Source organism: Serratia sp. 4542 (assembly GCF_016805595.1).
Taxonomy (GTDB): domain Bacteria; phylum Pseudomonadota; class Gammaproteobacteria; order Enterobacterales; family Enterobacteriaceae; genus Serratia; species Serratia nevei.
In genome coordinates, this window is record NZ_RXKV01000007.1 from 84,171 (window position 1) to 109,416 (window position 25,246).

The window sequence follows — 25,246 nt, forward strand, 5'->3', positions numbered from 1 at the left end:
TTAACGCGCGGCGGCGGCGACGGCGGCGGTCAGGCGGCTGAGCTGTTCCGCTTCGATGATGTAAGGCGGCATCAGGTAAATCAGCTTGCCGAACGGCCGGATCCACACCCCGCGTTCGACGAATCCGCGCTGCAGCTCGGCGACGTCCACCGGTTCACGCATCTCCACCACCCCAATCGCGCCCAGCACCCGCACGTCCGCCACCTTCGGCAGCGCCGCGAGCGGCAGCAGTTCCTGTTTCAGCTGGGCTTCGATGGCGCTCACCTGCACCTGCCAGCGATTTTCCGCCAGCAGCGCCAGGCTGGCGTCCGCCACCGCGCAGGCCAGCGGGTTGCCCATAAAGGTTGGGCCGTGCATAAAGCAGCCGGCCGCGCCGTTGCTGATGGTCTCCGCCACGTGGCGGGTGGTCAGGGTGGCGGACAGCGTCATGTAGCCGCCGGTCAGCGCCTTGCCCAGGCAGAGAATGTCCGGCACCACCTGTGCGTGCTCGCAGGCGAACAGCTTGCCGGTGCGGCCGAAGCCGGTGGCGATCTCGTCGGCGATCAGCAGCACCTGATGGCGATCGCACAGCTCGCGCACCCGCTTAAGGTAGGTCGGATGGTAGATACGCATGCCGCCGGCACCTTGCACCACCGGTTCCAGGATCACCGCCGCCACTTCACCGGCGTGCTGCTCCAGCAGCGCGGCGAACGGTGCAATATCTTCTTCACGCCATTCTTCGTCGAAGCGGCACTGCGGCGCGGTGGCGAACAGGTGCGACGCCAGGTAGCCCTGATAGAGGCTGTGCATCGAGTTGTCCGGATCGCAGACCGACATCGCGCCGAAGGTATCGCCGTGATAGCCGTGGCGCAGCGTCAGGATGCGCTGCCGCCGTTCACCGCGCGCCTGCCAGTACTGCAGCGCCATCTTCAGCGACACTTCCACCGCCACCGAACCGGAATCCGCCAGGAACACGCACTGCAGCGCTTCCGGCGTCATCGCCACTAACCGACGGCACAGCGAGATGGCGGCCGGATGGGTAATACCGCCGAACATCACGTGCGACATCTTCTCCAGCTGCCGGCTGGCGGCCTGATTCAGGTGCGGATGGTTGTAACCGTGGATCGCCGCCCACCAGGAGGACATACCGTCCACCAGACGCCGGCCGTCCGCCAGCTGCAGCTCGACGCCGCTGGCCGACTCGATCGGGTAACAGGGTAACGGGCGGCTCATGGAGGTGTAGGGGTGCCAGATATGACGTTGGTCAAACGCCAGGTCGGAAGCGGTGACAGACATACTTGTAAACCAAATTGAATTAAGATTGGTTGACAGTATATCCACAATATTTAAACTGGCGACACTTTTTCGTTTTGGAGACGCCATGATGGCCGATCGCATTCACTGGACAGTAGGGCAAGCCCAGGCCCTGTTTGATAAACCTCTGCTTGAACTGCTGTTCGAAGCGCAAACCGTACACCGCCAGCACTTTGACCCGCGTCAGGTGCAGGTCAGCACGCTGCTGTCGATCAAGACCGGCGCTTGCCCGGAAGACTGCAAATACTGCCCGCAAAGCTCGCGCTACAAGACCGGCCTGGAGTCGGAGCGGTTGATGCAGGTCGAACAGGTACTGGAATCGGCGCGCAAGGCCAAGGCGAACGGCTCGACCCGTTTTTGCATGGGCGCGGCGTGGAAGAACCCGCACGAGCGCGATATGCCTTATCTGCAGCAGATGGTGCAGGGCGTGAAAGCGATGGGCATGGAAACCTGCATGACGCTGGGCACGCTTGACGGCACTCAGGCCGAGCGGCTGGCGGAAGCCGGGTTGGATTATTACAACCATAACCTCGACACCTCGCCGGAGTTTTACGGCAGCATCATCACCACCCGCAGCTACCAGGAACGCCTGGATACGCTCGACAAAGTGCGCGACGCCGGCATCAAAGTATGCTCCGGCGGCATCGTCGGGCTGGGTGAAACGGTACGCGACCGCGCCGGGCTGCTGGTGCAGCTGGCCAACCTGCCGAAGCCGCCGGAGAGCGTGCCGATCAACATGTTGGTGAAGGTAAAAGGCACGCCGCTGGCGGATAATGATGACGTCGATCCGTTCGACTTTATCCGCACCATCGCGGTGGCGCGCATCATGATGCCGTCTTCTTATGTCCGCCTCTCCGCCGGCCGTGAACAGATGAACGAACAGACGCAGGCGATGTGCTTTATGGCCGGCGCCAACTCGATCTTCTATGGCTGCAAGCTGCTGACCACGCCGAACCCGGAAGAAGACAAGGATCTGCAGCTGTTCCGCAAGCTGGGGCTGAACCCGCAGCAGACCGCCACCGAACACGGCGACAACCAGCAACAGCAGGTGCTGGCTAAGCAGCTGCTGAACGCCGATACCGCCGAGTTTTACAACGCGGCGCCGTGATGAGCTGGCCACAACGCATCGAGCAGGCGCTGGCAGAGCGGCGCCTGAACGCCGCCTACCGTCGGCGACAGACCACCGAGGGCGGCAACGGCCGCCAGATCCGACTCGGCGATCGTCTCTACCTGAACTTCTCCGGCAACGACTACCTGGGGCTGAGCCAGGATGCGCGGGTGATCGCTGCCTGGCAGCAGGGCGCGCAGCGTTACGGCGTCGGCAGCGGCGGGTCGGGCCATGTCACCGGCTTTTGCGCAGCGCATCAGGCGCTGGAGGAGCAACTGGCGGCGTGGCTCGGCTATCCGCGCGCGCTGCTGTTCATCTCCGGTTACGCCGCCAACCAGGCGGTGCTGGCGGCGTTGATGCAGAAAGGCGATCGCATTTTAGCCGATCGCCTCAGCCACGCCTCGCTGCTGGAGGCGGCGGCGCAGTCGCCGGCCGAGCTGCGCCGCTTCCAGCACAATCAGCCGCAGGCGCTGGCGGATCTGCTGGCCAAACCCTGTGAAGGGCAGCGGTTGGCGGTGACCGAAGGGGTGTTCAGCATGGACGGCGACGGCGCACCGTTGGCGGAACTGCATCGCTTAACCCGCGCGGCGGGCGCCTGGCTGATGGTGGACGATGCCCACGGCGTCGGCGTGCGCGGCGAGCAAGGCCGCGGCAGCTGCTGGCAACAGGGCGTGCGCCCTGAACTGCTGGTGGCGACCTTCGGCAAGGCGTTCGGCGTCAGCGGCGCGGCGGTGCTGTGCGATGAGGCGACCGCCGAGTATCTGCTGCAGTTCGCCCGCCATCTGATTTACAGCACCGCGATGCCGCCGGCGCAGGCCTGTGCGCTGCAGGCGGCGCTGGCCTGCATTCGAGAGGGCGATGAACTGCGCGCCCGGCTGCAGGACAACATTCGGCGTTTCCGCCAGGGCGCGGCGCCGCTGGCGCTAACCCTGACGGATTCCGATACCGCCATCCAGCCGCTGCTGGTGGGGGACAATCAACGCGTGCTCGATCTGGCGACCCGCCTGCGTGAGCGCGGGCTGTGGGTGAGCGCCATCCGCCCACCGACGGTGCCGCCGGGCGGCGCGCGACTGCGCATCACCCTGACGGCGGCGCATCAGCCGCAGGACATCGATCGCCTGCTGGAGGTATTGCATGACGTCAGCCAATGACGCGGTGAACAAACAGGCGGTCGCTTCGGCCTTCAGCCGCGCCGCCGGCAGCTACGACGCCGCCGCCGCGCTGCAGCGAGACGTTGGCGAGCGCTTACTGGGGATGGGGAGTGCCCATCCGGGCGAACGGCTGCTGGATGCCGGCTGCGGCACCGGCTATTTCAGCCGCCTGTGGCGCGAGCGCGGCAAGCAGGTGACCGCGCTCGATCTGGCGCCGGGCATGCTGGACGTTGCCCGTCAACGGCAGGCGGCGCACCATTATCTGCTGGGCGATATCGAACAGGTGCCGCTGCCCGATGCGGCGATGGACATCTGTTTCAGCAGCCTGGTGGTGCAATGGTGCAGCGATCTGCCCGCCGCGCTGGCGGAGCTGTATCGCGTGACCCGCCCCGGCGGCGTAATTCTGTTTTCCACGCTGGCGGCGGGATCGCTGCAGGAACTGGGGGACGCCTGGCAACAGGTGGATGGCGAGCGCCACGTGAACGCTTTCCTGCCGCTGGCGCAGATCCGCGCCGCCTGTGCTGACTATCGGCACGAGCTGGTCACGGAGCTGCGCACCCTGAACTACCCGGACGTGATGACGCTGATGCGTTCGCTCAAGGGCATCGGGGCCACGCACCTGCATCAGGGGCGCGAGGGCGGCCTGATGTCGCGTGGCCGTCTCGCCGCGCTGCAGGCGGCTTACCCGTGCCGGCAGGGGCAGTTCCCACTCAGCTATCATCTGGTTTATGGAGTGATTTATCGTGATTAAACGTTGGTTCGTGACCGGCACCGACACCGAAGTCGGTAAAACCGTCGCCAGCAGCGCCTTGCTGCAGGCCGCCAACCGGGCGGGCTACCGCAGCGCCGGTTATAAGCCGGTGGCTTCCGGCAGCGAAATGACCGCCGAGGGGCTGCGCAACGGCGATGCGCTGGCGCTGCAGGCCAACAGCGGCGTGGCGCTCCGCTACGACGAAGTGAACCCTTACGTTTTTGCCGAACCGACCTCGCCGCATATCGTCAGCGCCGATGAAGGCCGGCCGATCGAGGCGGCGCAGCTGTCCGACGGCCTGCGCCGGTTGGAGCAGCGCGCCGACTGGGTGCTGGTCGAGGGCGCGGGCGGGTGGTTTACCCCGCTGTCGGCGCAGTACACCTTCGCCGATTGGGTGCAGCAGGAGCAACTGCCGGTGATCCTGGTGGTGGGCATTAAACTGGGCTGCATCAACCACGCGGTGCTGACGGCGCAGGCGGTGCAACAGGCGGGGCTGACGCTGGCCGGTTGGATCGCCAACGACGTGACGCCGCCGGGGCGGCGGCATCAGGAATACCTGGCCACGCTGCGCCGTATGCTGCCGGCGCCGCTGCTGGGTGAAATCCCGCACCTGCCGCAGGCCGAGCGGGCGCCGCTGGGGCAGTATCTGGATATCAGCCTGCTATAAACCCTCCATGAGGGAGGCTTGCTCCCTCATTCTCCTTCCTGGCGCGCCAGCCCGGCGCCGATCAACGCCTCATCCAGCTGCGCCAGTGCGCCGTGCGCCACCGTGCGCCCGCTGTCCAACAGGCAGAAGCGGTCCGCCACCCGGCGCACGAACGGCAGCTGATGCTCCACCAGTAAAATGGTCATGCCCAATTCGCGGTTGAGTCGGCGGATCACGTTGCCGATGTCGGCGGCGATCGAGGGGGGGACGCCCGCCGTCGGTTCGTCGAGGATCAGCAGAGCCGGCTCCTGGGCCAGCGCCCGACCAATCGCCAGCTGGCGTTGGGCGCCCACGCAAAGATCGCCGGCGCGGCGTGCGCGCATCTGGCGCAAATGGGGAAACAGGCTGTAGATCAGCGGTGGAATGCGGCGAGGGGCGCCGCGCCCGGCCATTTGCGCCACCTGCAGATTCTCCTCCACGCTCAGTTGCGAGAAGAGCTGCCGCCCCTGGGGCACGTGGCTGATGCCCAGTGCAGCGCGGCGCTCCATCGGCTGCAGCAACAGGTTTTGCGGCGGCTGATCCGCCGGCTGCCAGGTCATGCTGCCGCTCACCACCGGCACATGCCCCATAATGCAGTTGACCAGCGTGGTCTTGCCCACGCCGTTGCGGCCGAGCAGCACGGTGCACTGGCCGCGCGGCAGCTCCAGGTTGATGTCCCACAGGGTGTGGTTCTGCCCGTAAAATTGATTGACCGATCTCAGGCTCAGCATTTGGCATTCTCCTCATAGACGCCCGTTTCACTCGTTGGCGGGGACTGCACAGGCCGCATGCGCGGCGAATTTCCCGAGTGTGGCAATGTCTGGAACAAAATGCCGTCCGTCTAATGAGCCAGAGCAAGGTCTGCGGTAGACGGAATGACAGTCAATATGTCGTTAAAAACGACGCTTGTGACGACTTGGTGTCGTTCTTGCGCTTTTACGGGCGATAGCGCCGCGGAGATTACGCGTCGCGGAAGGCAGCGCATCATGCTGCCGCACCGCGTTTATACGCAGGAAGATAAAGCAACTCTCAGGCCAGTTTTGCCGCCGGGTGAAAACGGGGATTGTTATCGCCTTGTTAACCACGCGTCAGGCCTGACAGGCGCTGCCGTGGCGGCCCGAAAATACGCGGGGAAGTTAACCCGGACGTTTTTTGCACTCTTATGGTGCTCTTTGGTCAGGGCATGGTGCAAGGCGTTGCCCTGCAGTCAAGAGCGATCCGCGTGAAAGGGGCCAATGCGATTTTGGCAATGGGGATTTTTAGTATTAATCGGCATAAACAAAGCGATATTTTTATGAAAAAATAACTAAAAAAGGCATTTTGGCGAGTGTAAAGGGCGAAAAGCTTTCTTTCTGTAACTCCCGCCCCGGGCGGGGCGGTGAGAGTTATCCACTATTCCTGTGGATAACCTTGTGTATTAGATTTAGAAAAACGCTGTAAAGCGAGAGCCGACGCGGGTTCTGTTCGCTTTGTCCGCATTCTCGTCTTTTTATTAATGTTATTAAATATCAATAATTTAATTAAAATCAAGACGCAGGGGTATTGATCAGGCCTCTATGTATGATTTTTCGACGCCGTGCTATCAATAAGTTAATTCGCGGCAAGTTCTGGGGATAAATCTGTTATTGACAATAAAAATGTCACCGGGCTGTAACGCCACGGTGCAGCGACGTTGCAGCGGCGTCGATCCCGGCGACGAATCCGCTTGAAGCTGGTTTTATATCCAGTATCATGGGCACTGGCGCAAATCGCCGACACTTTCCATAATTAGGGGCCATGCCCGGCGCAGAGCCGGCTGGCCGCCTGAGCGCGCGCATCTCCACAGGGTAGCCGAGCAATGAGTAAACTTTTCAAACTGCATTCAGAGTTCAAACCGGCCGGCGATCAGCCGGAAGCCATCCGCAAGCTGGAAGAGGGGCTGGAAGACGGCCTGGCGCACCAGACGCTGCTGGGGGTCACCGGTTCGGGCAAGACATTCACCATCGCCAACGTGATAGCCGATCTGAATCGGCCGACCATGGTGCTGGCGCCGAACAAGACGCTGGCGGCGCAGCTGTACGGCGAGATGAAAGAGTTTTTCCCGGAGAATGCGGTGGAATACTTCGTCTCCTACTACGACTACTACCAGCCGGAAGCCTATGTGCCCAGCTCCGACACCTTCATTGAAAAAGACGCTTCGGTGAACGAGCACATCGAGCAGATGCGTCTTTCCGCCACCAAGGCGCTGCTGGAGCGGCGCGACGTGGTGGTGGTGGCGTCGGTGTCGGCGATCTACGGCCTGGGCGATCCGGATCTTTACCTGAAGATGATGCTGCACCTGACCCAGGGTATGATCATCGATCAACGCTCCATTTTGCGCCGGCTGGCGGAGCTGCAGTACTCCCGCAACGATCAGGCCTTCCAGCGCGCTACCTTCCGCGTGCGCGGCGAGGTGATCGACATTTACCCGGCGGAGTCGGACGAGCTGGCGCTGCGCGTCGAGCTGTTCGACGATGAAGTGGAACGGCTGTCGCTGTTCGATCCGCTGACCGGGCAGATCGAGCAGGTGGTGCCGCGTTTTACCATCTACCCGAAATCGCACTACGTGACGCCGCGTGAGCGGATCATGCAGGCGATGGAAGAGATCAAGGTCGATCTGGCGGACCGCCGCAAGGTGCTGCTGGCCAACAACAAGCTGCTGGAAGAGCAGCGCCTGACGCAGCGCACCCAGTTCGATCTGGAGATGATGAACGAGCTGGGTTACTGCTCGGGCATCGAAAACTACTCGCGCTACCTGTCCGGGCGCGCCGAGGGCGAGCCGCCGCCGACGCTGTTCGACTACCTGCCGGCGGACGGCCTGTTGGTGGTCGACGAATCCCACGTCACCATTCCGCAGATCGGCGCGATGTTCAAGGGCGACCGCGCGCGTAAAGAAACGCTGGTGGAGTACGGTTTCCGCCTGCCGTCGGCGCTGGACAACCGCCCCTTGCGCTTCGAGGAGTTCGAGGCGCTGGCGCCGCAGACCATCTATGTCTCCGCGACGCCGGGCAAATATGAGCTGGAGAAATCCGGCGGCGATCTGATCGATCAGGTGGTGCGGCCGACCGGGCTGCTGGATCCGATCGTGGAGGTGCGACCGGTCGCCACCCAGGTGGACGATCTGCTCTCCGAGATCCGCAAGCGCGCGGCGATCAACGAGCGCGTGCTGGTGACCACCCTGACCAAACGCATGGCGGAAGACCTGACCGAATACCTGGAAGAGCATGGCGAGCGCGTGCGCTACCTGCACTCGGACATCGATACCGTGGAACGGGTCGAAATCATCCGTGACCTGCGTCTGGGCGAGTTCGACGTGCTGGTGGGCATCAACCTGTTGCGTGAGGGGCTCGACATGCCTGAGGTGTCGCTGGTGGCGATTCTGGACGCCGACAAGGAAGGCTTCCTGCGTTCCGAGCGTTCGCTGATCCAGACCATCGGCCGCGCGGCGCGTAACCTGAACGGCAAGGCGATCCTGTATGGCGATCGCATCACCGATTCGATGGCCAAGGCGATCGGTGAAACCGAGCGGCGCCGCGCCAAGCAGCAGGCCTACAACGAAGCCAACGGCATCGTGCCGCAGGGGCTGAACAAGAAGATCGGCGATATTCTGCAGATCGGCCAGCCGGTCAACCGCGCCAAGAACAAAGGCAAGGGCAAGGCGCTGGACGGCGGTGCTTCGCTTCAGAACCTCACGCCGAAAGCGCTGGATCAGAAAATCCGCGATCTGGAGGCGCAGATGTACACCCACGCGCAAAACCTGGAGTTCGAACAGGCCGCTGCGCTGCGCGACGAGATCCACCAGCTGCGCGAGCAGTTCATCGCGATTTCCTGACCGTTGGATGGCGCCCGCGCCGCGGGCGTCAAAATTCCTTGTCGGCCGCGCCAAAGCTGTTATGGTGTGCGGCCCGATTTGACCACGAAGAGTACCGAACATGAGCCAACACCAGTCCAAAGACCCGCTGCACGGCGTGACGCTGGAGCAACTGCTGACTAAACTGGTGGATCACTACGGTTGGTCCGAGCTGGGCGCGCGCATTCGCATCAACTGCTTCCGCAGCGATCCGAGCATCAAGTCCAGCCTGAAGTTTTTGCGTCGCACGCCCTGGGCGCGCAAAGAGGTGGAAGATCTGTATATCGATATGGTCAGCCATCCCGCCCCAGCCAGCGATAATCCCTGGCTGCGCGGGCGAGACGGTTAAATTCGGTCAGCGGCGGGCGGCAAGCGCCACCAGCGCCCGATCCAACGCCTGGCGCAGCAGCTGGCGATCGTGGCGGTAGGGGATGTCGCTCGCTTCCAGTGGCTGTTGAATCACCACCCGATCCTGCACTTCACTGGCGTCCACCGCCGGGCCGACGATCAGCGCATCGATCATCCGGCGGCCAATCTTCTCTTCCATCAGCGTCAGCTTATCCTGTAGCGACAGCGCCGCGGCGGCCACGCTCAACTCGCGGCCGAGGTTGCCGATATAGATCATGCTGGCGCTGCTGCGACGCAGTGCCTGGGTGAGATCGTCCAGCAGCAGCAGCGGCATCAGGCTGGTGAGGAAACTGCCCGGCCCGATCAGGATCACGTCGGCCTGCGCGATGGCGTCCAGCGCTTCGCGCGTGGCGTTGACCGGTGGTGACAGCATCAGCTCCTGCGGCATATGGGTCAGCTGGTCGACATTCACTTCACCGTAAACATGGTTGCCTTCGTGATCGTGCGCCATCAAATCCACCGGCTGCTCCGACATCGGGATCAGCGCCGCGTCCACCTTCAGCAGGCTGCGTACCAGGTTGATCGCTTCCAGCGGGCGCACGCTCAGGTGATCCAACGCTTTCAGCATCAGGTTGCCGAGGTTGTGGCCGGCCAGCTCACCGTTGCCGCTGAAGCGGTACTCGAACATCGCCGAGGCGACGCTCGGTTCGGTGATCAGCTGGTTGAGACAGTTACGGGTATCGCCCCAGGCAATGCCGCCTTCCGAACGGCGGATACGGCCGGTGGAACCGCCGTTGTCGGTGGTGGTGACGATGCCGGTCAGGCGGGAGCCTAAGGACGACAGGGCCGACATCACACGGCCCAGACCGTGTCCGCCGCCTAACGCCACCACGCGGTCGAGATCGGCCAGGGTACGATTACGCATAAATTTCCTTACAAAGGGGCTGAACTGCCCGCATAAGGTAGCGGATCCGGCATAAAAACGCGATAAGAGTGTCATTTGCGTGATTCCGGTCAATTCGTCCGCGCAAGTGATGTTTATCATGGTTTACCAGAATACGCGGCGTCTAAAAACGCTGTATAGACAATTATATAGCGAATTTACGCGTTGGCTATCGTTGCCGATTAGCGCTAGAATTCTGCTGAAAACCACGGTTTCGTTCCGGCTACTCAAGGTAGCGGGAAGAGAAATCAAACTCCTAGCCCCTGCGCCTACGTTGTTCATCCGGAACGATATGGCGCCTGGGCCGTGGCGAAGTCAGCCACCAGGGTGCAGAGGGGAAACGCTCGCATCTCCCGACTTTGGAAAGGTGTTATGGTGCCGCAACTCATTGATGCTTATGAGCGCAAGTTCTATTACCTGCGCTTGTCGATCACCGACGTGTGCAACTTTCGTTGCACCTATTGTCTGCCCGACGGCTACAAGCCGAGCGGCAGCCCGAAAAGCTTCCTGTCGCTGGATGAAATCCGCCGCGTCAGCCGCGCGTTCGCCGAACTGGGCACCGAAAAGGTGCGCCTGACCGGCGGCGAGCCTTCGCTGCGCCGCGATTTTACCGAGATCATCGCCGCCGTGCGGGAAAACCCGGCCATCCGTACCCTGGCTGTCACCACCAACGGCTACCGTCTGGCGCGCGACGTCGCCGCCTGGCGTGACGCCGGTCTGACGGCGATTAACGTCAGCGTCGACAGCCTGGATCCCCGTCAGTTTCACGCCATCACCGGTCAGGACAAGTTCCGCCAGGTGATGGACGGCATCGACGCCGCCTTCAGCGCCGGTTTCAGCAAGGTTAAGGTCAACGCGGTGCTGATGCGCGACGTTAACCACCAGCAGCTCGGCGCCTTTCTCGCCTGGATCAAAGACCGGCCGATCCAGCTGCGTTTTATCGAACTGATGGAAACCGGCGAGGGCGGCGAGTTGTTTCGCAAACACCACGTTTCCGGCGAAGTGATTCGCCGGCAGCTGGAGCAGCAGGGCTGGCAGCGCCAGGCGCGCGGCCGCAGCGACGGCCCGGCGCAGGTGTTCAGCCACCCGGACTACCAGGGGGAGGTGGGTCTTATCATGCCTTATGAGAAAGACTTCTGCGCCAGCTGCAACCGGCTGCGCGTTTCTTCCATCGGCAATCTGCACCTGTGCCTGTTCGGCGAGCAGGGGGTGCCCCTGCGCGATCTGCTGGCGGACGACGGCCAGCTCGACGCGCTGAAGGCGCGCATCCAGAGCGGGCTGCTGAGCAAGAAGCAGACCCATTTCCTGCATCAGGGCAACAGCGGGATCACCCAGAACCTGTCGTTTATCGGCGGCTGACAGCCAATAGGAGCCTATTGAACCATGAGCCATGCGAGCAGCGAGTTTATTCCGGCGCATATCGCCATCCTGACCGTGTCTGACAGCCGCGGCGCGGCGGAAGACACCTCCGGCCAATATCTGCAGGAAGCGGCGCAGGAAGCCGGTCATCAGGTGGTGGATCGCGCCATCGTCAAAGATGACATTTACCAGATCCGCGCGCGGGTTTCCGCCTGGATCGCCGATGACAACGTGCAGGCGGTGCTGATCACCGGCGGCACCGGTTTTACCGCCCGCGACAACACGCCGGAAGCGCTGCTGCCGCTGTTCGACAGAGAGGTGGAAGGGTTCGGTGAACTGTTCCGCATGGTGTCGTACGAAGAGATCGGCACCGCGACGATCCAGTCGCGCGCGCTGGCCGGCCTGGCCAACCGCACGGTGATCTTCGCCATGCCGGGCTCTACCCGCGCCTGCCGCACCGCCTGGGAGCGGATTATCGAAGAGCAGTTGGACGCGCGCCATCGCCCGTGCAACTTCCAGCCCCATTTGAAGAAGCCCTGAGTCATGACACAGCTAACCCACATTAACGCCGCCGGCGAAGCCCATATGGTTGACGTTTCCGCCAAGGCCGAAACGGTGCGCGAGGCGCGCGCCGAAGCCTTCGTCGAGATGCTGCCCGCCACGCTGGCGATGATCGTCGACGGCAGCCATCACAAGGGCGACGTGTTCGCCACGGCGCGCATCGCCGGCATTCAGGCGGCCAAACGCACCTGGGAGCTGATCCCGCTGTGCCACCCGCTGATGCTGAGCAAGGTCGAAGTACAGCTGGAGGCGCAAACGCAGCACAGCCGGGTGCGCATCGAAACCTGCTGCCGGCTGACCGGCAAAACCGGCGTCGAGATGGAGGCGCTGACCGCCGCCTCGGTGGCGGCATTGACCATCTATGACATGTGCAAAGCGGTACAGAAAGACATGGTGATCGGCCCGGTGCGCCTGCTGGCGAAAAGCGGTGGCAAATCCGGCGATTTTAAGGTGAACGTATGATCGATATTCTTTTCTTCGCGCAGGTGCGCGAACTGGTGGGCACCGGTGGCCTGTCGATGCCGGCGGATTACCCGACCGTCGAGGCGCTGCGCCAGGCGCTGTGCGCGCGCGGCGATCGCTGGGCGCTGGCGCTGGAGTCCGGCAAGCTGTTGGCGGCGGTCAATCAGTCGCTGGTGGCGGCGGACCATCCGCTGCGCCCTGGCGATGAAGTGGCCTTCTTCCCGCCGGTCACCGGGGGGTAAGCATGGAAAATACCCGCATTCGCGTGGGCGAGGCGCCGTTCAACGTCGGCGACGAGTACCAGTGGCTGGCGCAGTGCGACGCCGATGGCGCGGTGGTGACCTTCACCGGCAAGGTGCGCAACCATAATCTGGGTGACGACGTCAGCGCGCTGACGCTGGAACACTACCCCGGCATGACCGAGAAGGCGCTGGCGGAGATCGTGGCCGAGGCGCGCAGCCGTTGGCCGCTGCAGCGGGTGACGGTGATCCACCGCGTCGGCGCGCTGTATCCCGGCGACGAGATCGTGTTCGTCGGCGTGACCGGCGCGCACCGCAGCATGGCGTTCGCCGCCAGCGAGTTCATCATGGACTACCTGAAGACCCGCGCGCCGTTCTGGAAGCGCGAAGCCACCGGCCAGGGCGATCGTTGGGTAGACGCCCGCGACAGCGATCGCGAGGCCGCGCAGCGCTGGCACGACGCGGCTAAATAACGCGTCAACAGCGGAAACAAATCAAGACCTTTGCCGCTTTCGCCCGGCATATTCTGTGGTACGCTTATAGCAGGCGAAGCCCCGTTCGCGGGGCTTCGGAATCTTGTTTACTACGCAAAAGGTAACCGTCATGGACCGATATCCACGCTCTAATGGTTCAATCGTCGAACGTGCCAACAGCGGCATTCAGGCCTACATGGCGCAGGTTTACGGCTGGATGACCTGCGGTCTGCTGCTGACGGCGTTCGTTTCCTGGTATGCGGCCAACACGCCCGCGATCCTCAACTTCATCTTCTCCAGCCAGATCACCTTCTTCGGTCTGATCATCGCCCAACTGGCGCTGGTGTTCGTGATCTCCGGCATGGTCAACCGCCTGAGCGGCGCGGTGGCCACTTCGCTGTTCATGCTGTACTCGGCGCTGACCGGGCTGACGCTGTCGAGCATCTTCATCGCCTACACCTACAGCTCGATCGCCAGCACCTTCGTGGTCACCGCCGGCATGTTCGGCGCCATGAGCCTGTACGGTTACACCACCAAGCGCGATCTGAGCGGCTTCGGCAGCATGCTGTTCATGGCGCTGATCGGCATCGTGCTGGCCTCGCTGGTAAACATCTGGCTGAAAAGCACCGCGCTGATGTGGGCGATTACCTACATCGGGGTGGTGGTGTTCGTCGGCCTGACCGCGTACGACACGCAAAAACTCAAGGCGATGGGCGAGCAGCTGAACGCCGATGATAAAGACAGCTTCCGCAAGTACGCCATCGTCGGCGCGCTGACGCTGTATCTCGACTTCATCAACCTGTTCCTGATGTTGCTGCGTATCTTCGGCAACCGTCGCTAAATCCGTGGCCTTTCAAGCAGTAGCTTGAAATCCACAGGACTTACCGGGCTCTGCATGTGACATGCAGAGCTTTTTTTATGCGATTTTGCGGCGGAACAGCGCGTAGGCGGCGCTGCCGGTGGTGGCGGTGATCACCAGCAGCGGCCACAGGCTGTGCCAGATGATGTCGAAGCTGGCGTCCTTCAGGTAGATCTGCTTGGTGATGTCGGTGAAGTGGCGTATCGGGTTGACCCAGGTCAGATCCTGCAGCCACACCGGCATATTCTCCACCGGCGAGACGTAACCCGAGAGCAGGATCGCCGGCATCATGAACACGAACACGCCAATGAACGCCTGCTGCTGAGTGGCGCACAGCGACGAGATCAGCAGGCCGAAACCGACCAGCGACAGCCCGTAGATCAGCATGGTGGCATAGAACAGCAGCAGCGATCCGGCAAACGGGATCTGGTACAGGAAGATGCCGATCAGCAGCACGATGCTGGCCTGGAAGCTGGCGACGATCAGCGCCGGCACCGCCTTGCCGATAAAGATCTGCCAGGTGGTGAGCGGCGAGACCAGCAGCTGTTCCAGTGTGCCCTGTTCGCGTTCGCGCGCCACCGACAGCGAGGTGACGATCAGCACGCCAATGGTGGTGATCATGGCGATCAGCGACGGCACCACGAACCATTTATAGTCCAGATTCGGGTTATACCAATTGCGCACCACCAGCTCGCTGTTGTTGGGTTTGGCGCGGTTGCCGAGCAGCTCGTTCTGATATTCCTGCACGATCTGCTGCACGTAGTTGGCGGCGATCTGCGCGCTGTTGGAGTTGCGCCCGTCGAGCAGCAGTTGCAGCGGCGCGGTGTTGCCGGTGGCGATATCGCGCGAGAACTGCGCCGGGAAGCGGATCAGCAGCAGCGCTCGCTGGTTGTCGATGGTGGTCTTTATTTCCTGCGGGCTACGCAGCAGCAGCACGTGTTGAAAGGCCTTGGCCTTGGCGAAGCGCTGGGTCAGCTCTACCGAGGCTTGGCCGCTGTCCTCGCTGTAGACCGCGATGGTGGCGTTGGTGACTTCCAGCGTCGCGGCGAACGGGAACAGCAGCACCTGCAGGATCACCGGCATGATTAAAATGGCGCGGGTTTGCGGATCGCGCAGCAGCGCCTGCATTTCCTTGATGATGAGCGTCAACAGACGATGAAACATCGCTCTTTCTCCTCAATCCAGCCGGCGTTGGGTTTTCCAGGCCGTCAGGCCGATGAACACCACGGCGGAAGCGATCAGGAACAGCAGATTGATCAGCAGCACGGTGCCGACGTTGCCCGCCAGGAACAGCGTTTGCAGCGTGCTGACGAAGTAGCGCGCCGGAATGATATAGGTCACCGCGCGCACGATGGCCGGCATGCTGTCGATCTGGAAGATAAAGCCGGACAGCATGATCGACGGCAGGAAGGCGGCGTTCAGCGCCACCATCGCCGCATTGAACTGATTGCGGGTGAGGGTGGAGATCAGCAGGCCCATGCCGAGGGTGCTGGCGAGGAACAGGCTGCTGATCAGCAGCAGGATCGGCAGGGAGCCGCGATAGGGCACGCCGAGCACCCATACCGCCACCGCCATGCACAGCGCCATCGCGGCCATGCCGAGGAAGTAATAAGGGATCAGCTTGGAGAGCAACAGCTCGCTGCGCGTCACCTGGGTGGACAGCAGGGCCTCCATGGTGCCGCGCTCCCATTCGCGGGCGATCACCAGCGAGGTGAGGATGGCGCCGATCACCGTCATGATGATGGTGATGGCGCCGGGAATGATGTAGTGCCGGCTGATGGCCGCCGGGTTGAACCAGTAGCGCATCTGCACGTCAATCAGCGGTTTGTCGCTGTTCCCCCGATCGGTGGCGCGCTGCTGCTGCCAAATTTGCCATACGCCCTGGGCATAGCCCTGCACGAAGTTGGCGGTGTTCGGCTCGCTGCCGTCGGTGATGATCTGGATAGGGGCACTGTCGTGCGGGCGCGCCATGCGCTGGTCGAAATCCACCGGGATCACCACCAGGCCGCGGATCGTGCCGGCCTGCATCTGCTGGATCAGCTGTTGGCGGTTGTCGCTGATGGTCGGTTCGATATAGGGCGAACCGGCGAAAGCCTGGGCCAGATCGCGCGCGTCTTCGCTCTGCTGCTCCATCAGAATGCCCAGATGCAGCTTGCTGGAGTCCAGGTTGATGCCGTAGCCGAAGATAAACAGCAGCATCAGCGGGATGACGAAGGCGATCAGGCCGCTGCTGGGATCGCGCAGTATCTGCCGCGTTTCCTTCAGACACAGCGCGCGCAGCCGGCGCCAGGAGAAGCCGCCGTCGTCGATTGGGGTGCGGTTATCGCTCACCGTGATTCCTCCTCATCGTAACCCTGCACCAGCTCGATAAATGCCTGCTCCATCGAGGGGTTGGGATTGTCGTCGCGCGCCACCTGCTGTTTGAGATCGTCCGGCGTGCCGGCGGCGATGATTTTGCCGCGGTACACCAGGCCGATGCGGTCGCAGTACTCCGCTTCGTCCATAAAGTGGGTGGTCACCATCACCGTGACGCCCTTGTCGACCATGCCGTTGATGTGCAACCAGAACTCGCGCCGCGTCAGCGGATCGACGCCGGAAGTCGGTTCGTCGAGGAATAGGATATCCGGTTCGTGCATCAGCGCGCAGGCCAGCGCCAGGCGCTGTTTGAAGCCGAGCGGCAGCGCGTCCGGCGTCTGATCGAGGATCGGCGCGAAGTTGAAGGCGCGGGACATCTCGTCGATTTTGTCGCGCTGCGCCTTGCCGCTCAGGCCGTAGACGCCGGAGAAGAACTTCAGGTTCTGCGCCACCGTCAGGTTGCCGTACAGCGAGAATTTTTGCGCCATGTAGCCGAGGCGCTGGCGCGCCTGGCCGGAGCTGGTCTTGAGATCCATCCCCAGCACCAGCGCCTTACCGCTGGAGGGGATCAGCAGGCCGCACATCATTTTAAAGGTGGTGGACTTGCCGGCGCCGTTCGGCCCGAGCAGGCCGAAAATTTCGCCGCGCCGCACCTGGAAATCAACGTGATCGGTAGCGGCGAAGTCGCCGAATTTTTTGGTCAGCTGCACCGCTTCGATCACCGTTTCACCGCTTGCGCCGTTGACCGTCGGCATGATCTCCGCCAGCGCCGAGCGGTGGTTGGGGCCGCCGCCGAGCAGATCGATAAACGCATCCTCGAAGCGCGGATCCGCTTCGTCCAGTTCGGCCTCCGGCAGATCCAGCGCCTGCAACAGCTGCCGGTGATCTTCGCCTTCCTTCAGAATCAGGCGCAGATACTTGCCCTGGATCACCCCATCGGTGACCGCCGGCAGGCAGATCGCCCGCTGCAGCAGCGATCGATGGCTGCCGGGGGGCGCGGCGATCAACACCGTGCGCCCGGCCATACGGCGGGTCAGCGCCTGCGGCGCGCCGCTGAACAGCAGCTCGCCCTCGTTGAGCAGCAGCACTTCGCGGCACTGTTCGGCCTCATCGAGATAAGAGGTGCTCCACAGGATCAGCATGCCGTCGTTGGCCAGTTCATGCACCATGCGCCACAGCTCGCGGCGCGAGATCGGGTCGACGCCGACGCCAGGCTCATCCAGCAACAGCACCTGAGGTTCGCCCACCAGCGTGCAGGCCAGGCCGAGTTTCTGCTTCATACCGCCGGACAGCTTGCCCGCCAGGCGCTCGGTGAAGCGGGTCAGATCGGTGAATTTCAACAGCCGCTCGAAGGTCTGGCGGCGAAGATCGCCGGTGACGCCGCGCAGATCGGCGTACAGCGTCAGGTTCTCCATCACCGTCAGATCCTCATACAGCCCGAACTTCTGCGGCATGTAGCCGAGGATCGCGTGCAGTTGACGATCCTGCGCGATCGGATCCAACCCGGCGACCCGCAGTTTGCCGCTGCTGGGCTGCAGCAGCCCGGCCAGCATGCGCAGCAGGGTGGTTTTGCCGGCGCCGTCCGGGCCGACCAGCCCGATCACCGCGCCGCTGCGCAGGGTGGTGGTCAGGCTGGCGACCGCCGGTTTCTCAAGCGACGGGAAGCGCTTCTCCAGCCCTTCCAGCTCAATGGTGTGCGCCTGTTCCATGGCCGGCCTCAGGGTTTGGCGAAGCGCAGGGTGACCGGCATGCCCTGACGCAGCGCGTCGTCGGCGTCGGTGACGATCACCCGCAGGCGGTACACCAGATCGGTGCGCAGATCCGGCGTTTCAACGCTTTTCGGCGTGAATTCCGCGGTCGGCGAGACGAAACCGATCTTGCCGTGGTAAGGCTTGTCGGGGCGGCCGTCGGTGTAGATCTCCAGTTCGGTGCCGGGCACCGCCTGGTTCAGGCGGGTTTCGTTGACGTAGGCGCGCACCCACACCGGCCGGGTCAGCGACAGGGTGAAGACCGTGCCGCCGGCGCCGAGCATGGTGCCCGGCTCCACTGCACGGGTCAGTACCGTACCGGCGGAAGGGGAGACCAGCGTGGCGTCTTGCAGGTTCAACTGCGCCTGTGCCAGCGCCGCCTCGCTCTGCGCCACGTCGGCCTTGGCCTGTTCGATTTCTTGCGGGCGGTTGCCGCTGAGGTATTGCGACAGCTTGTCTTTCGCCGCCTGCAGGTTGGCCTGCGCCTGATTGCGGGCGGTGCGCGCATCCTCCAGCGCGTCGGCGGAGGTGGCGTTTTTCGCCCACAGCCCCTGCTGGCGTTTCAGGAAGCTGTCGGCGTAGGCGAAGGCGGACTGGCGCTGCGCCATTTCCGACCGTACCTGGGCGATCTCTTCGCTGCGGTAGCCGGCCTGCAGCAGCGACAGCTTGGCGCGCGCGCTGCCGACGTTGGCTTCGGCCTGCTGCAGCGCGTTGCGGTAGGGCGCGTCGTCCAGTTTGCCGAGCAGCTGGCCCGGCTGAACGGCATCGCCTTCATCCACCGTCAGCGACGCCAGGCGGCCATCGACGCGAAAGCCGAGGTTCACCGTGCGGATGTCGACGTTGCCGTACAGCGTCAGCGGCTTATCCTGCTGTTGTTGGTAATGCCATACCCCGTAAGCGGCGGCCGCGATCAGCAGAATTAACAACACGATCAAGGCACTGCGTTTTTTGTTCATAACACTCCCTGCCTGAATTTACGCGCCGTGACGTTGGCGCAGCCCGGTAACCAGAATCTCAATATGTTCGCTCAGCACGGCGCCGATCTGCGCCGCTTCGTCCTCGCCAATGGCTTGCCAGCTGGCCTGGCGGCGGATGGTTTCGCGCGCCACGCGAAACGACAGCACCTCGCCGATCAGCGCATGGGTATGCAGCACGAGGCGGGTCACCTGTTCGTCGATGCCGGTCGCGGCCGCCAGCAGGCGGCATAGCCGCGCGTGCATCGGCGCGATCACCTGGCTGTGGATCAGCGGGTAGGCCTCGGTCGGGGCGAGCTGTTCGCGCGACATGATTTTGCTCAGGTTCAGCGTGTGCGGCTGGGTCATCAGTTCGCTGAAGGCCAGCAGGCCACGCTGCAGCAAACGCAGCGCCGCGTCGGGTGAGCGCTGCGCGGCGGACTGTTGCCAGAAGCGATCGACCTCCTCGGCCAGCGGGGCGAACGCCTGCTGGATGAAATCGGCGAGCGACTGCGCCACGGCCAGGTACAGCCCCTCTTTGGAGCTGAAGTAATAGGTGATGGCGGCGATATTCTGGCCGGCCCGTTGGGCGATGTCGCGGGTGGTGGCGCCTTCCAGGCCGCATTCGCCGAACAGTTCGGTCGCCGCGGCGAGCAGCTGCCGGCGCGTTTGCTCGCCGCGCGCTCGGCCGGCGGCCTGATGAGGGACGGAAGCTGGCATGGGGCACGCTCAAAGTTAATCAATCATATGATTAACTTTATGCCAGATTGTTTAAAACGCAACCGCTAATCACAATGAGTTATGTGATCGGCTTCAGACAATGCTGAATTTACGGCAGATTGTGCTCTGGGTGCGTAAAAGTGCTTTTTATTGCGCGACTTCTGTTACAATCGCCGCCTGGTGCACTGCAGTTTGTGCCAATCCCTCGTGGTCATGCTTAATGCCCCGTCTGATCATCCTCCCAGGAAACTGCACCGAACACCGTTAGGTTAGGGGGGATCTGGAGTTTTTCTCTTTATGTCATTTGAAACCCTCGGCTTAAGTGCTGAAATTGTGCGCGCTGTTGAAGAACAGGGCTATCGCGAACCGACGCCAATTCAGCGTCAGGCTATCCCTGTCGTGCTGGAAGGTCGTGACCTGATGGCCAGCGCCCAGACCGGCACCGGTAAAACCGCCGGTTTTACCCTGCCGCTGTTGCAGCTGCTGAGCAAGCATGACCATCCGGTCAAGGGCCGTCGCCCGGTGCGCGCGCTGATCCTGACGCCAACCCGTGAGCTGGCGGCGCAGATCGGCGAAAACGTCGATGCCTACAGCAAACACCTGCGCCTGCGTTCGCTGGTGGTGTTTGGCGGCGTGAGCATCAATCCGCAGATGATGAAGCTGCGCGGCGGCGTCGATATCCTGGTGGCAACGCCGGGCCGTCTGCTGGATTTGGAACATCAGAACGCGGTTGACCTGTCCAAAATCGAAATTCTGGTGCTGGACGAAGCGGACCGCATGCTGGACATGGGCTTTATCCACGACATCCGCCGCGTGCTGGCCAAGCTGCCGGCCAAGCGTCAGAACCTGCTGTTCTCCGCAACCTTCTCCGACGACATCAAGGCGCTGGCCAACAAGCTGCTGCACAACCCGGCTTCGGTAGAAGTGGCGCGCCGCAACACCGCGTCTGAGCAGATCGAGCAGAGCGTGCACTTCGTCGACAAGAAGCGTAAGCGGGAACTGCTGTCGCAGATGATCGGCGAAGGCGACTGGAAACAGGTGCTGGTGTTTACCCGCACCAAGCACGGCGCCAACCACCTGGCGGAGCAGCTGAACAAAGACGGTATCACCGCAGCGGCGATCCACGGCAACAAGAGCCAGGGCGCCCGTACCCGTGCTCTGGCCGACTTCAAAGACGGCCGCATCCGCGTGCTGGTGGCGACCGACATCGCGGCGCGCGGCCTGGATATCGACCAGCTGCCGCACGTGGTGAACTACGAGCTGCCTAACGTGCCGGAAGACTACGTGCACCGCATCGGCCGTACCGGCCGCGCGGAGCGCACCGGCGAAGCTATCTCGCTGGTGTGCGTGGATGAGCACAAGCTGCTGCGCGACATCGAGCGTCTGCTGAAGCGTGAAATTCCACGCATCGCGCTGCCGGGCTACGAGCCGGATCCGACCATCAAGGCCGAGCCGATCATCAACGGCCGTCAGGGTGGCGGGCGCGGCGCCCCGCGCGGCAACGGCGGTGGCCAGCGTTCCGGTAACGGCGGCGGTCAGCGCAGCGGCAACGCGAACGGCGGCCAGCGTGAAAACCGCGGCAATGGCAACGGTAACGCCCGCCCGCAGGGTGATGGCCAGCGCCGTTCCGGCGCACCGGCTTCGCGTCGCCCACGCAACCGCAAACCGGCTGAATAAGCCTGATTGCTCAAAGAGTAAGCCGCCGATACGGGCGGCTTTTTTTTTGCCTGGCGGAACGGCATTTTCGTACTAGGCTGGACGGTGGCTAACCCTACATTCCAGGAGACGGAGATGAAATTGAAGTGCGCAATTCTCGATGATTACCAGCAGGTGGCGCTCAAGATGGCGGACTGGTCGGCGCTGGCCGATCGGGTGGAGGTGTCCGCCATCAGCGCGCACTTTACCGATGAGACGGAGCTGGCGGTGCATCTGCAGGAGTGCGACATTCTGGTCATCATGCGCGAGCGCACGCCGATGACCGCCTCGCTGTTGGCGCGGCTGCCGAAGCTGAAGCTGCTGATCACCTCCGGCATGCGCAACGCTTCTATCGATTTGGCTGCCGCCGCCGAGCGCGGCGTAGTGGTATGCGGCACCCGCAGCGGGGCGGCGGCGCCGATGGAGCTGACCTGGGCGCTGCTGCTCGGGTTGGCGAAGCATATCGTGCCGGAAAGCGTCGGGCTGAAAAACAACGGCCCGTGGCAGCGGGATCTCGGCGTCACCCTGCAGGGGAAAACGCTGGGGCTGCTGGGGCTGGGCAAGATCGGCGGCCAGATGGCCCGGGTGGCGCAGGCGTTCGGCATGCGGGTGTTGGCCTGGAGCCAGAACCTGACGGCGGAACGGGCGGCGCAGGAGGGGGCCCTACTGGCGCCGTCCAAACGGGCGCTGTTCGAGCAGAGCGATTTTGTCTCTATCCACCTGGTGCTGAGCGATCGCAGCCGCGGGCTGGTGGGGCGCGACGAATTGACGGCGATGAAGCCCACTGCTTATCTGATCAACACCTCGCGTGCGGCGATCGTCGATCGGGCGGCGTTGGTGGACGTGCTGCAACAGCGGAAGATCGCCGGCGCCGGGCTGGACGTGTTCGAGACGGAGCCGCTGCCGGCCGACGATGCGTTTCGTCAGCTGCCCAACGTGCTGGCCACGCCGCATGTGGGCTACGTGGCGGACGACAACTACCGCGCCTACTTCACCGAGGCGGTCGAGGACATTGCGGCGTTCCTCGCCGGCCAACCGATCCGCCGGCTGGGCTGACGGCGCTTTTAATGCCCGCAGAGGCTTGTCTGGCGCGGGCATTCACCCGTATCATTGCGGGTCTTTTTTTAGCTGGGATTGGTCATGCGCGTATTATTGGCTCCGATGGAGGGCGTTCTCGATTCTTTGGTGCGTGAGTTGCTCACCGACGTGAACGACTACGATCTGTGCATCACCGAATTTCTGCGCGTGGTCGATCAGCTGCTGCCGGCCAAATCGTTCTACCGGCTGTGCCCGGAGCTGCGCCACGCCAGCCGCACGCCGTCAGGCACGCTGGTGCGCGTACAGCTGCTGGGGCAGTACCCGCAGTGGCTGGCGGAGAACGCCGCGCGCGCGGTGGAATTGGGCTCTTACGGCGTCGATCTCAACTGCGGCTGCCCGTCCAAGCTGGTGAACGGCAGCGGCGGCGGGGCGACGCTGCTCAAAGATCCGGAATTGATCTACCAGGGCGCCAAAGCGATGCGCGCGGCGGTGCCGGCCCATCTGCCGGTCACGGTGAAGGTGCGCCTGGGCTGGGACTCCTCCAGCCGCAGCTTTGAAATCGCCGATGCGGTGCAGCAGGCGGGCGCCAGCGAGCTGACGGTGCACGGCCGCACCAAAGAGGACGGCTACAAGGCGGATCGCATCAACTGGGCGGCGATCGGCGAGATCCGTCAACGGCTGAGCATCCCGGTGATCGCCAACGGCGAGATCTGGGATTACCAGAGCGCGCAGGATTGCCTGCAGGCGACCGGCTGCGACGCCATCATGCTGGGGCGCGGCGCGCTCAACGTGCCAAACCTGAGCCGGGTGGTGAAGTACAACGAACCGCGCATGCCCTGGCCTCAGGTGGTTGAGCTGCTGCAAAAATACGTCCATCTGGAAAAGCAGGGCGACACCGGCCTGTATCACGTGGCGCGCATCAAACAGTGGCTGGGCTATTTGCGCAAAGAATATGACGAAGCCACCGAACTGTTCAGCGAAATACGCGCGCTGACGACATCGGGGGATATTGCGCGCGTCATCTGCCGTAGCTAAAAATAAACCCGCACGCGGCGGGTTTATTTAAATCGGTATTATCAGGCGGCTTTGTCGAGACGGTTCAATTCTATCTCGATATCCTGAATGGTTTTTTCCAGCCCTTCCAGGCAGGCACCCTGTTTATTCAACAGGTCGTTAATGGCTTCGGCGAATGCCTTATTTTTGCATTCCCCCTGATCGAAGGCCAGCCAGTGTGCGGAGAGCGTTTCGGTGTTCGACTGCGCATAGTGGCGCATTTCCTTCAGCTGGGAAGCGACGTTGCGTAAATTATCCAGCTGCGCCTGTGCGTTTGCATTGTTGCTCATGAATTTCTCCTTGAGTTGGCCGTTAAATAATTTCGACTGCGGGATTAAGCTTACCCCATCTAAATAAAAATATCATCCTTGGTGGCCCAGGTGGTTATTTTTTAATGAATACGGATATATTTATTTCTCGGCTGAACAAGGACTTGGAAGGAATTGTAAAAATAGATAAATACGGTTTTTTGGGTGGTTATTTACGGTCATTCCATGAGGAATGACCGTTATTCTAACGCTTAAGAGTGATGCTTATTATGCCGCGTCCGCCAGCATAAACATGCCGTAGGGGTGAATTTCCAGATAATACTGTTCGCCGACGTTGGGCTGCAGGCGGGTGGCGTTGACCTGCAGCAAAATCTGCTGCCCATGCCACGCCACCGTGACTTCATACTGCGGCCCCATATAGGCGACATGCTGGATCACGCAGCGCTGGCTTTCCTCGCCGTGCTCGCTCAGCGTGATCGCTTCCGGCCGCACGCCCACCGTACCGGCGCCTTCGGTGGCAAAGTGCGCGGGGCGCGGCAGGCGATAGCCGCTGATATCGACATAGTCCGCGCTGAAGCCGGCCGGGAACAGGTTGGCGTCCCCCATAAAGCTCGCCATAAAGCGCGACGCCGGCTGCCGATAGAGATCCTGCGGCGAGCCTATCTGCATGATATGCCCCTTGTTCATCACCAGCACGGTGTCTGAGACCGCGAAAGCCTCGCTCTGATCGTGAGTGACGTACAGCGACGTGATATCAAACTGCTTTTGCAGCTCGCGGATCTTTTCGCGCATGCTGCGGCGCAGGTTGGCGTCGAGGTTGCTCAACGGCTCGTCGAACAGCAGCACTTTCGGCTTGAGGATCAGCGCGCGCGCCAGCGCCACGCGCTGCTGTTGGCCGCCGGAGATCTGATCGACATAGCGATCGTCGAACCCCGCCAGATCCACCATCGCCAGCGCTTCCTGCACGCGCGCTTTCACTTCGGCGCGCGGAATGCCGAGCATCTTCAGCCCATAGCCGACGTTTTCTCCCAGCGACATGTGCGGGAACAGGGCATAAGACTGAAACACCATGCAGATGTCACGCTGCTGGATGGAACGATGGGTAACGTCTTCACCATCAATGAATATCTGCCCGTCGCTCGGTTTCTCCAGCCCGGCGACCAGGCGCAAAATGGTGGTCTTGCCGCAGCCGGAAGGGCCGAGCAGCGTCACCATCTGCCCCCGAGGGATGGTGAGCGTGATGTTATCGATCACCGTGTTGCTGCCGAACCGTTTGGAGACGTTGCGCAGTTCAACGAAATTTTTCTGGCTCATC

25 protein-coding genes and 1 riboswitch are annotated in these 25,246 nt (G+C 62.6%); of the genes, 15 read left to right on the forward strand and 10 right to left on the reverse strand.

Annotation, left to right across the window (positions count from 1 at the left end; genetic code table 11):
* A complete protein-coding gene (gene bioA, locus EKL15_RS09285; RefSeq protein WP_100396153.1) occupies positions 1-1,275 on the reverse strand; it encodes an adenosylmethionine--8-amino-7-oxononanoate transaminase in 1,275 nt (424 codons plus the stop codon).
* Between the two features lie 88 nt (positions 1,276-1,363).
* Here bioA and bioB point away from each other — a divergent pair, with 88 nt between their 5' ends.
* From bioB to bioD, 4 genes are read left to right on the forward strand one after another with little or no spacing between them, the layout of a single operon-like run.
* Positions 1,364-2,401, forward strand: a complete 1,038-nt coding sequence (gene bioB, locus EKL15_RS09290) for a biotin synthase BioB (protein ID WP_031299723.1) — start codon at positions 1,364-1,366, stop codon at positions 2,399-2,401.
* Positions 2,401-3,552 (forward strand): 8-amino-7-oxononanoate synthase, encoded by a 1,152-nt coding sequence (gene bioF / locus EKL15_RS09295; RefSeq protein ID WP_203089292.1) that lies wholly within the window; start codon positions 2,401-2,403, stop codon positions 3,550-3,552. Before bioB ends, bioF begins: the two co-directional genes overlap by 1 nt.
* A complete protein-coding gene (bioC, locus tag EKL15_RS09300) occupies positions 3,536-4,303 on the forward strand; it encodes a malonyl-ACP O-methyltransferase BioC (protein ID WP_060420921.1) in 768 nt (255 codons plus the stop codon). The genes bioF and bioC overlap by 17 nt, the downstream gene beginning before the upstream one ends.
* Positions 4,296-4,970: a dethiobiotin synthase gene (gene bioD, locus EKL15_RS09305; RefSeq protein ID WP_049201157.1), complete on the forward strand. Its 675-nt coding sequence runs from the start codon at positions 4,296-4,298 to the stop codon at positions 4,968-4,970. The genes bioC and bioD overlap by 8 nt, the downstream gene beginning before the upstream one ends.
* A gap of 26 nt (positions 4,971-4,996) precedes the next feature.
* On the opposite strand, the gene EKL15_RS09310 is transcribed toward bioD, so the two are convergent.
* Entirely contained in the window at positions 4,997-5,719 is a 723-nt protein-coding gene (locus EKL15_RS09310; protein ID WP_049195911.1) for an ATP-binding cassette domain-containing protein, read from the reverse strand.
* 1,106 nt (positions 5,720-6,825) lie between these two features.
* Here EKL15_RS09310 and uvrB point away from each other — a divergent pair.
* Both uvrB and EKL15_RS09320 read left to right on the forward strand, forming a co-directional pair.
* Positions 6,826-8,838 (forward strand): excinuclease ABC subunit UvrB, encoded by a 2,013-nt coding sequence (uvrB, locus tag EKL15_RS09315; protein ID WP_049201153.1) that lies wholly within the window; start codon positions 6,826-6,828, stop codon positions 8,836-8,838.
* Positions 8,839-8,938: 100 nt separating this feature from the next.
* A complete protein-coding gene (locus EKL15_RS09320) occupies positions 8,939-9,205 on the forward strand; it encodes a VF530 family DNA-binding protein (RefSeq protein ID WP_049201151.1) in 267 nt (88 codons plus the stop codon).
* A gap of 6 nt (positions 9,206-9,211) precedes the next feature.
* Here the strand turns inward: EKL15_RS09320 and yvcK are convergent, their stop codons facing one another.
* On the reverse strand, positions 9,212-10,129 hold the full coding sequence (yvcK, locus tag EKL15_RS09325) for a uridine diphosphate-N-acetylglucosamine-binding protein YvcK (protein ID WP_049201149.1): 918 nt from the start codon (positions 10,127-10,129) through the stop codon (positions 9,212-9,214).
* Positions 10,130-10,388: 259 nt separating this feature from the next.
* Positions 10,389-10,533: riboswitch (molybdenum cofactor riboswitch) on the forward strand.
* Between yvcK and moaA the strand changes: the two genes are divergently transcribed.
* From moaA to EKL15_RS09355, 6 genes are all read left to right on the forward strand, one after another.
* Positions 10,520-11,506 carry a GTP 3',8-cyclase MoaA gene (moaA, locus tag EKL15_RS09330; RefSeq protein WP_004939778.1) on the forward strand — a complete coding sequence of 329 codons (987 nt, stop codon included), beginning with the start codon at positions 10,520-10,522 and terminating at the stop codon, positions 11,504-11,506. Its footprint overlaps the riboswitch before it by 14 nt.
* A gap of 24 nt (positions 11,507-11,530) precedes the next feature.
* Positions 11,531-12,046 (forward strand): molybdenum cofactor biosynthesis protein B, encoded by a 516-nt coding sequence (moaB, locus tag EKL15_RS09335; RefSeq protein ID WP_033642238.1) that lies wholly within the window; start codon positions 11,531-11,533, stop codon positions 12,044-12,046.
* Between the two features lie 3 nt (positions 12,047-12,049).
* Positions 12,050-12,529 carry a cyclic pyranopterin monophosphate synthase MoaC gene (moaC, locus tag EKL15_RS09340; RefSeq protein WP_033637506.1) on the forward strand — a complete coding sequence of 160 codons (480 nt, stop codon included), beginning with the start codon at positions 12,050-12,052 and terminating at the stop codon, positions 12,527-12,529.
* Positions 12,526-12,771 carry a molybdopterin synthase sulfur carrier subunit gene (gene moaD, locus EKL15_RS09345; RefSeq protein WP_141958379.1) on the forward strand — a complete coding sequence of 82 codons (246 nt, stop codon included), beginning with the start codon at positions 12,526-12,528 and terminating at the stop codon, positions 12,769-12,771. The genes moaC and moaD overlap by 4 nt, the downstream gene beginning before the upstream one ends.
* A gap of 2 nt (positions 12,772-12,773) precedes the next feature.
* Positions 12,774-13,241, forward strand: coding sequence for a molybdopterin synthase catalytic subunit MoaE (moaE, locus tag EKL15_RS09350; protein ID WP_004939764.1), 468 nt, complete (start codon positions 12,774-12,776; stop codon positions 13,239-13,241).
* A gap of 130 nt (positions 13,242-13,371) precedes the next feature.
* Entirely contained in the window at positions 13,372-14,082 is a 711-nt protein-coding gene (locus tag EKL15_RS09355) for a Bax inhibitor-1/YccA family protein (RefSeq protein WP_033637508.1), read from the forward strand.
* A gap of 75 nt (positions 14,083-14,157) precedes the next feature.
* On the opposite strand, the gene EKL15_RS09360 is transcribed toward EKL15_RS09355, so the two are convergent.
* From EKL15_RS09360 to cecR, 5 genes are read right to left on the reverse strand one after another with little or no spacing between them, the layout of a single operon-like run.
* Positions 14,158-15,264, reverse strand: coding sequence for an ABC transporter permease (locus EKL15_RS09360; protein WP_033637509.1), 1,107 nt, complete (start codon positions 15,262-15,264; stop codon positions 14,158-14,160).
* 12 nt (positions 15,265-15,276) lie between these two features.
* Positions 15,277-16,431: an ABC transporter permease gene (locus EKL15_RS09365; protein WP_038870906.1), complete on the reverse strand. Its 1,155-nt coding sequence runs from the start codon at positions 16,429-16,431 to the stop codon at positions 15,277-15,279.
* Positions 16,428-18,164, reverse strand: coding sequence for an ATP-binding cassette domain-containing protein (locus EKL15_RS09370; RefSeq protein WP_100396151.1), 1,737 nt, complete (start codon positions 18,162-18,164; stop codon positions 16,428-16,430). The genes EKL15_RS09365 and EKL15_RS09370 overlap by 4 nt, the downstream gene beginning before the upstream one ends.
* Before the next feature lie 8 nt (positions 18,165-18,172).
* Positions 18,173-19,159, reverse strand: a complete 987-nt coding sequence (gene hlyD, locus EKL15_RS09375) for a secretion protein HlyD (protein ID WP_060436916.1) — start codon at positions 19,157-19,159, stop codon at positions 18,173-18,175.
* Positions 19,160-19,177: 18 nt separating this feature from the next.
* The gene (cecR, locus tag EKL15_RS09380) at positions 19,178-19,876 is read right to left on the reverse strand and encodes a transcriptional regulator CecR (protein WP_203089294.1); all 699 of its coding nucleotides are present in this window, start codon (positions 19,874-19,876) and stop codon (positions 19,178-19,180) included.
* A gap of 297 nt (positions 19,877-20,173) precedes the next feature.
* Here cecR and rhlE point away from each other — a divergent pair, with 297 nt between their 5' ends.
* The 3 genes from rhlE (at position 20,174) to dusC (ending at position 23,644) form a co-directional block, all read left to right on the forward strand.
* Positions 20,174-21,553, forward strand: coding sequence for an ATP-dependent RNA helicase RhlE (gene rhlE, locus EKL15_RS09385; RefSeq protein WP_042783890.1), 1,380 nt, complete (start codon positions 20,174-20,176; stop codon positions 21,551-21,553).
* 114 nt (positions 21,554-21,667) lie between these two features.
* Positions 21,668-22,627, forward strand: a complete 960-nt coding sequence (locus EKL15_RS09390; RefSeq protein ID WP_149572051.1) for a D-2-hydroxyacid dehydrogenase family protein — start codon at positions 21,668-21,670, stop codon at positions 22,625-22,627.
* Between the two features lie 84 nt (positions 22,628-22,711).
* Positions 22,712-23,644, forward strand: a complete 933-nt coding sequence (dusC, locus tag EKL15_RS09395; protein ID WP_038879839.1) for a tRNA dihydrouridine(16) synthase DusC — start codon at positions 22,712-22,714, stop codon at positions 23,642-23,644.
* A gap of 41 nt (positions 23,645-23,685) precedes the next feature.
* Here dusC and EKL15_RS09400 read toward each other — a convergent pair whose 3' ends face one another.
* Positions 23,686-23,952 (reverse strand): hypothetical protein, encoded by a 267-nt coding sequence (locus tag EKL15_RS09400; RefSeq protein WP_049201133.1) that lies wholly within the window; start codon positions 23,950-23,952, stop codon positions 23,686-23,688.
* Positions 23,953-24,198: 246 nt separating this feature from the next.
* Positions 24,199-25,245, reverse strand: a complete 1,047-nt coding sequence (gene fbpC, locus EKL15_RS09405; protein ID WP_060438023.1) for a ferric ABC transporter ATP-binding protein — start codon at positions 25,243-25,245, stop codon at positions 24,199-24,201.
* Position 25,246 lies beyond the last annotated feature (1 nt).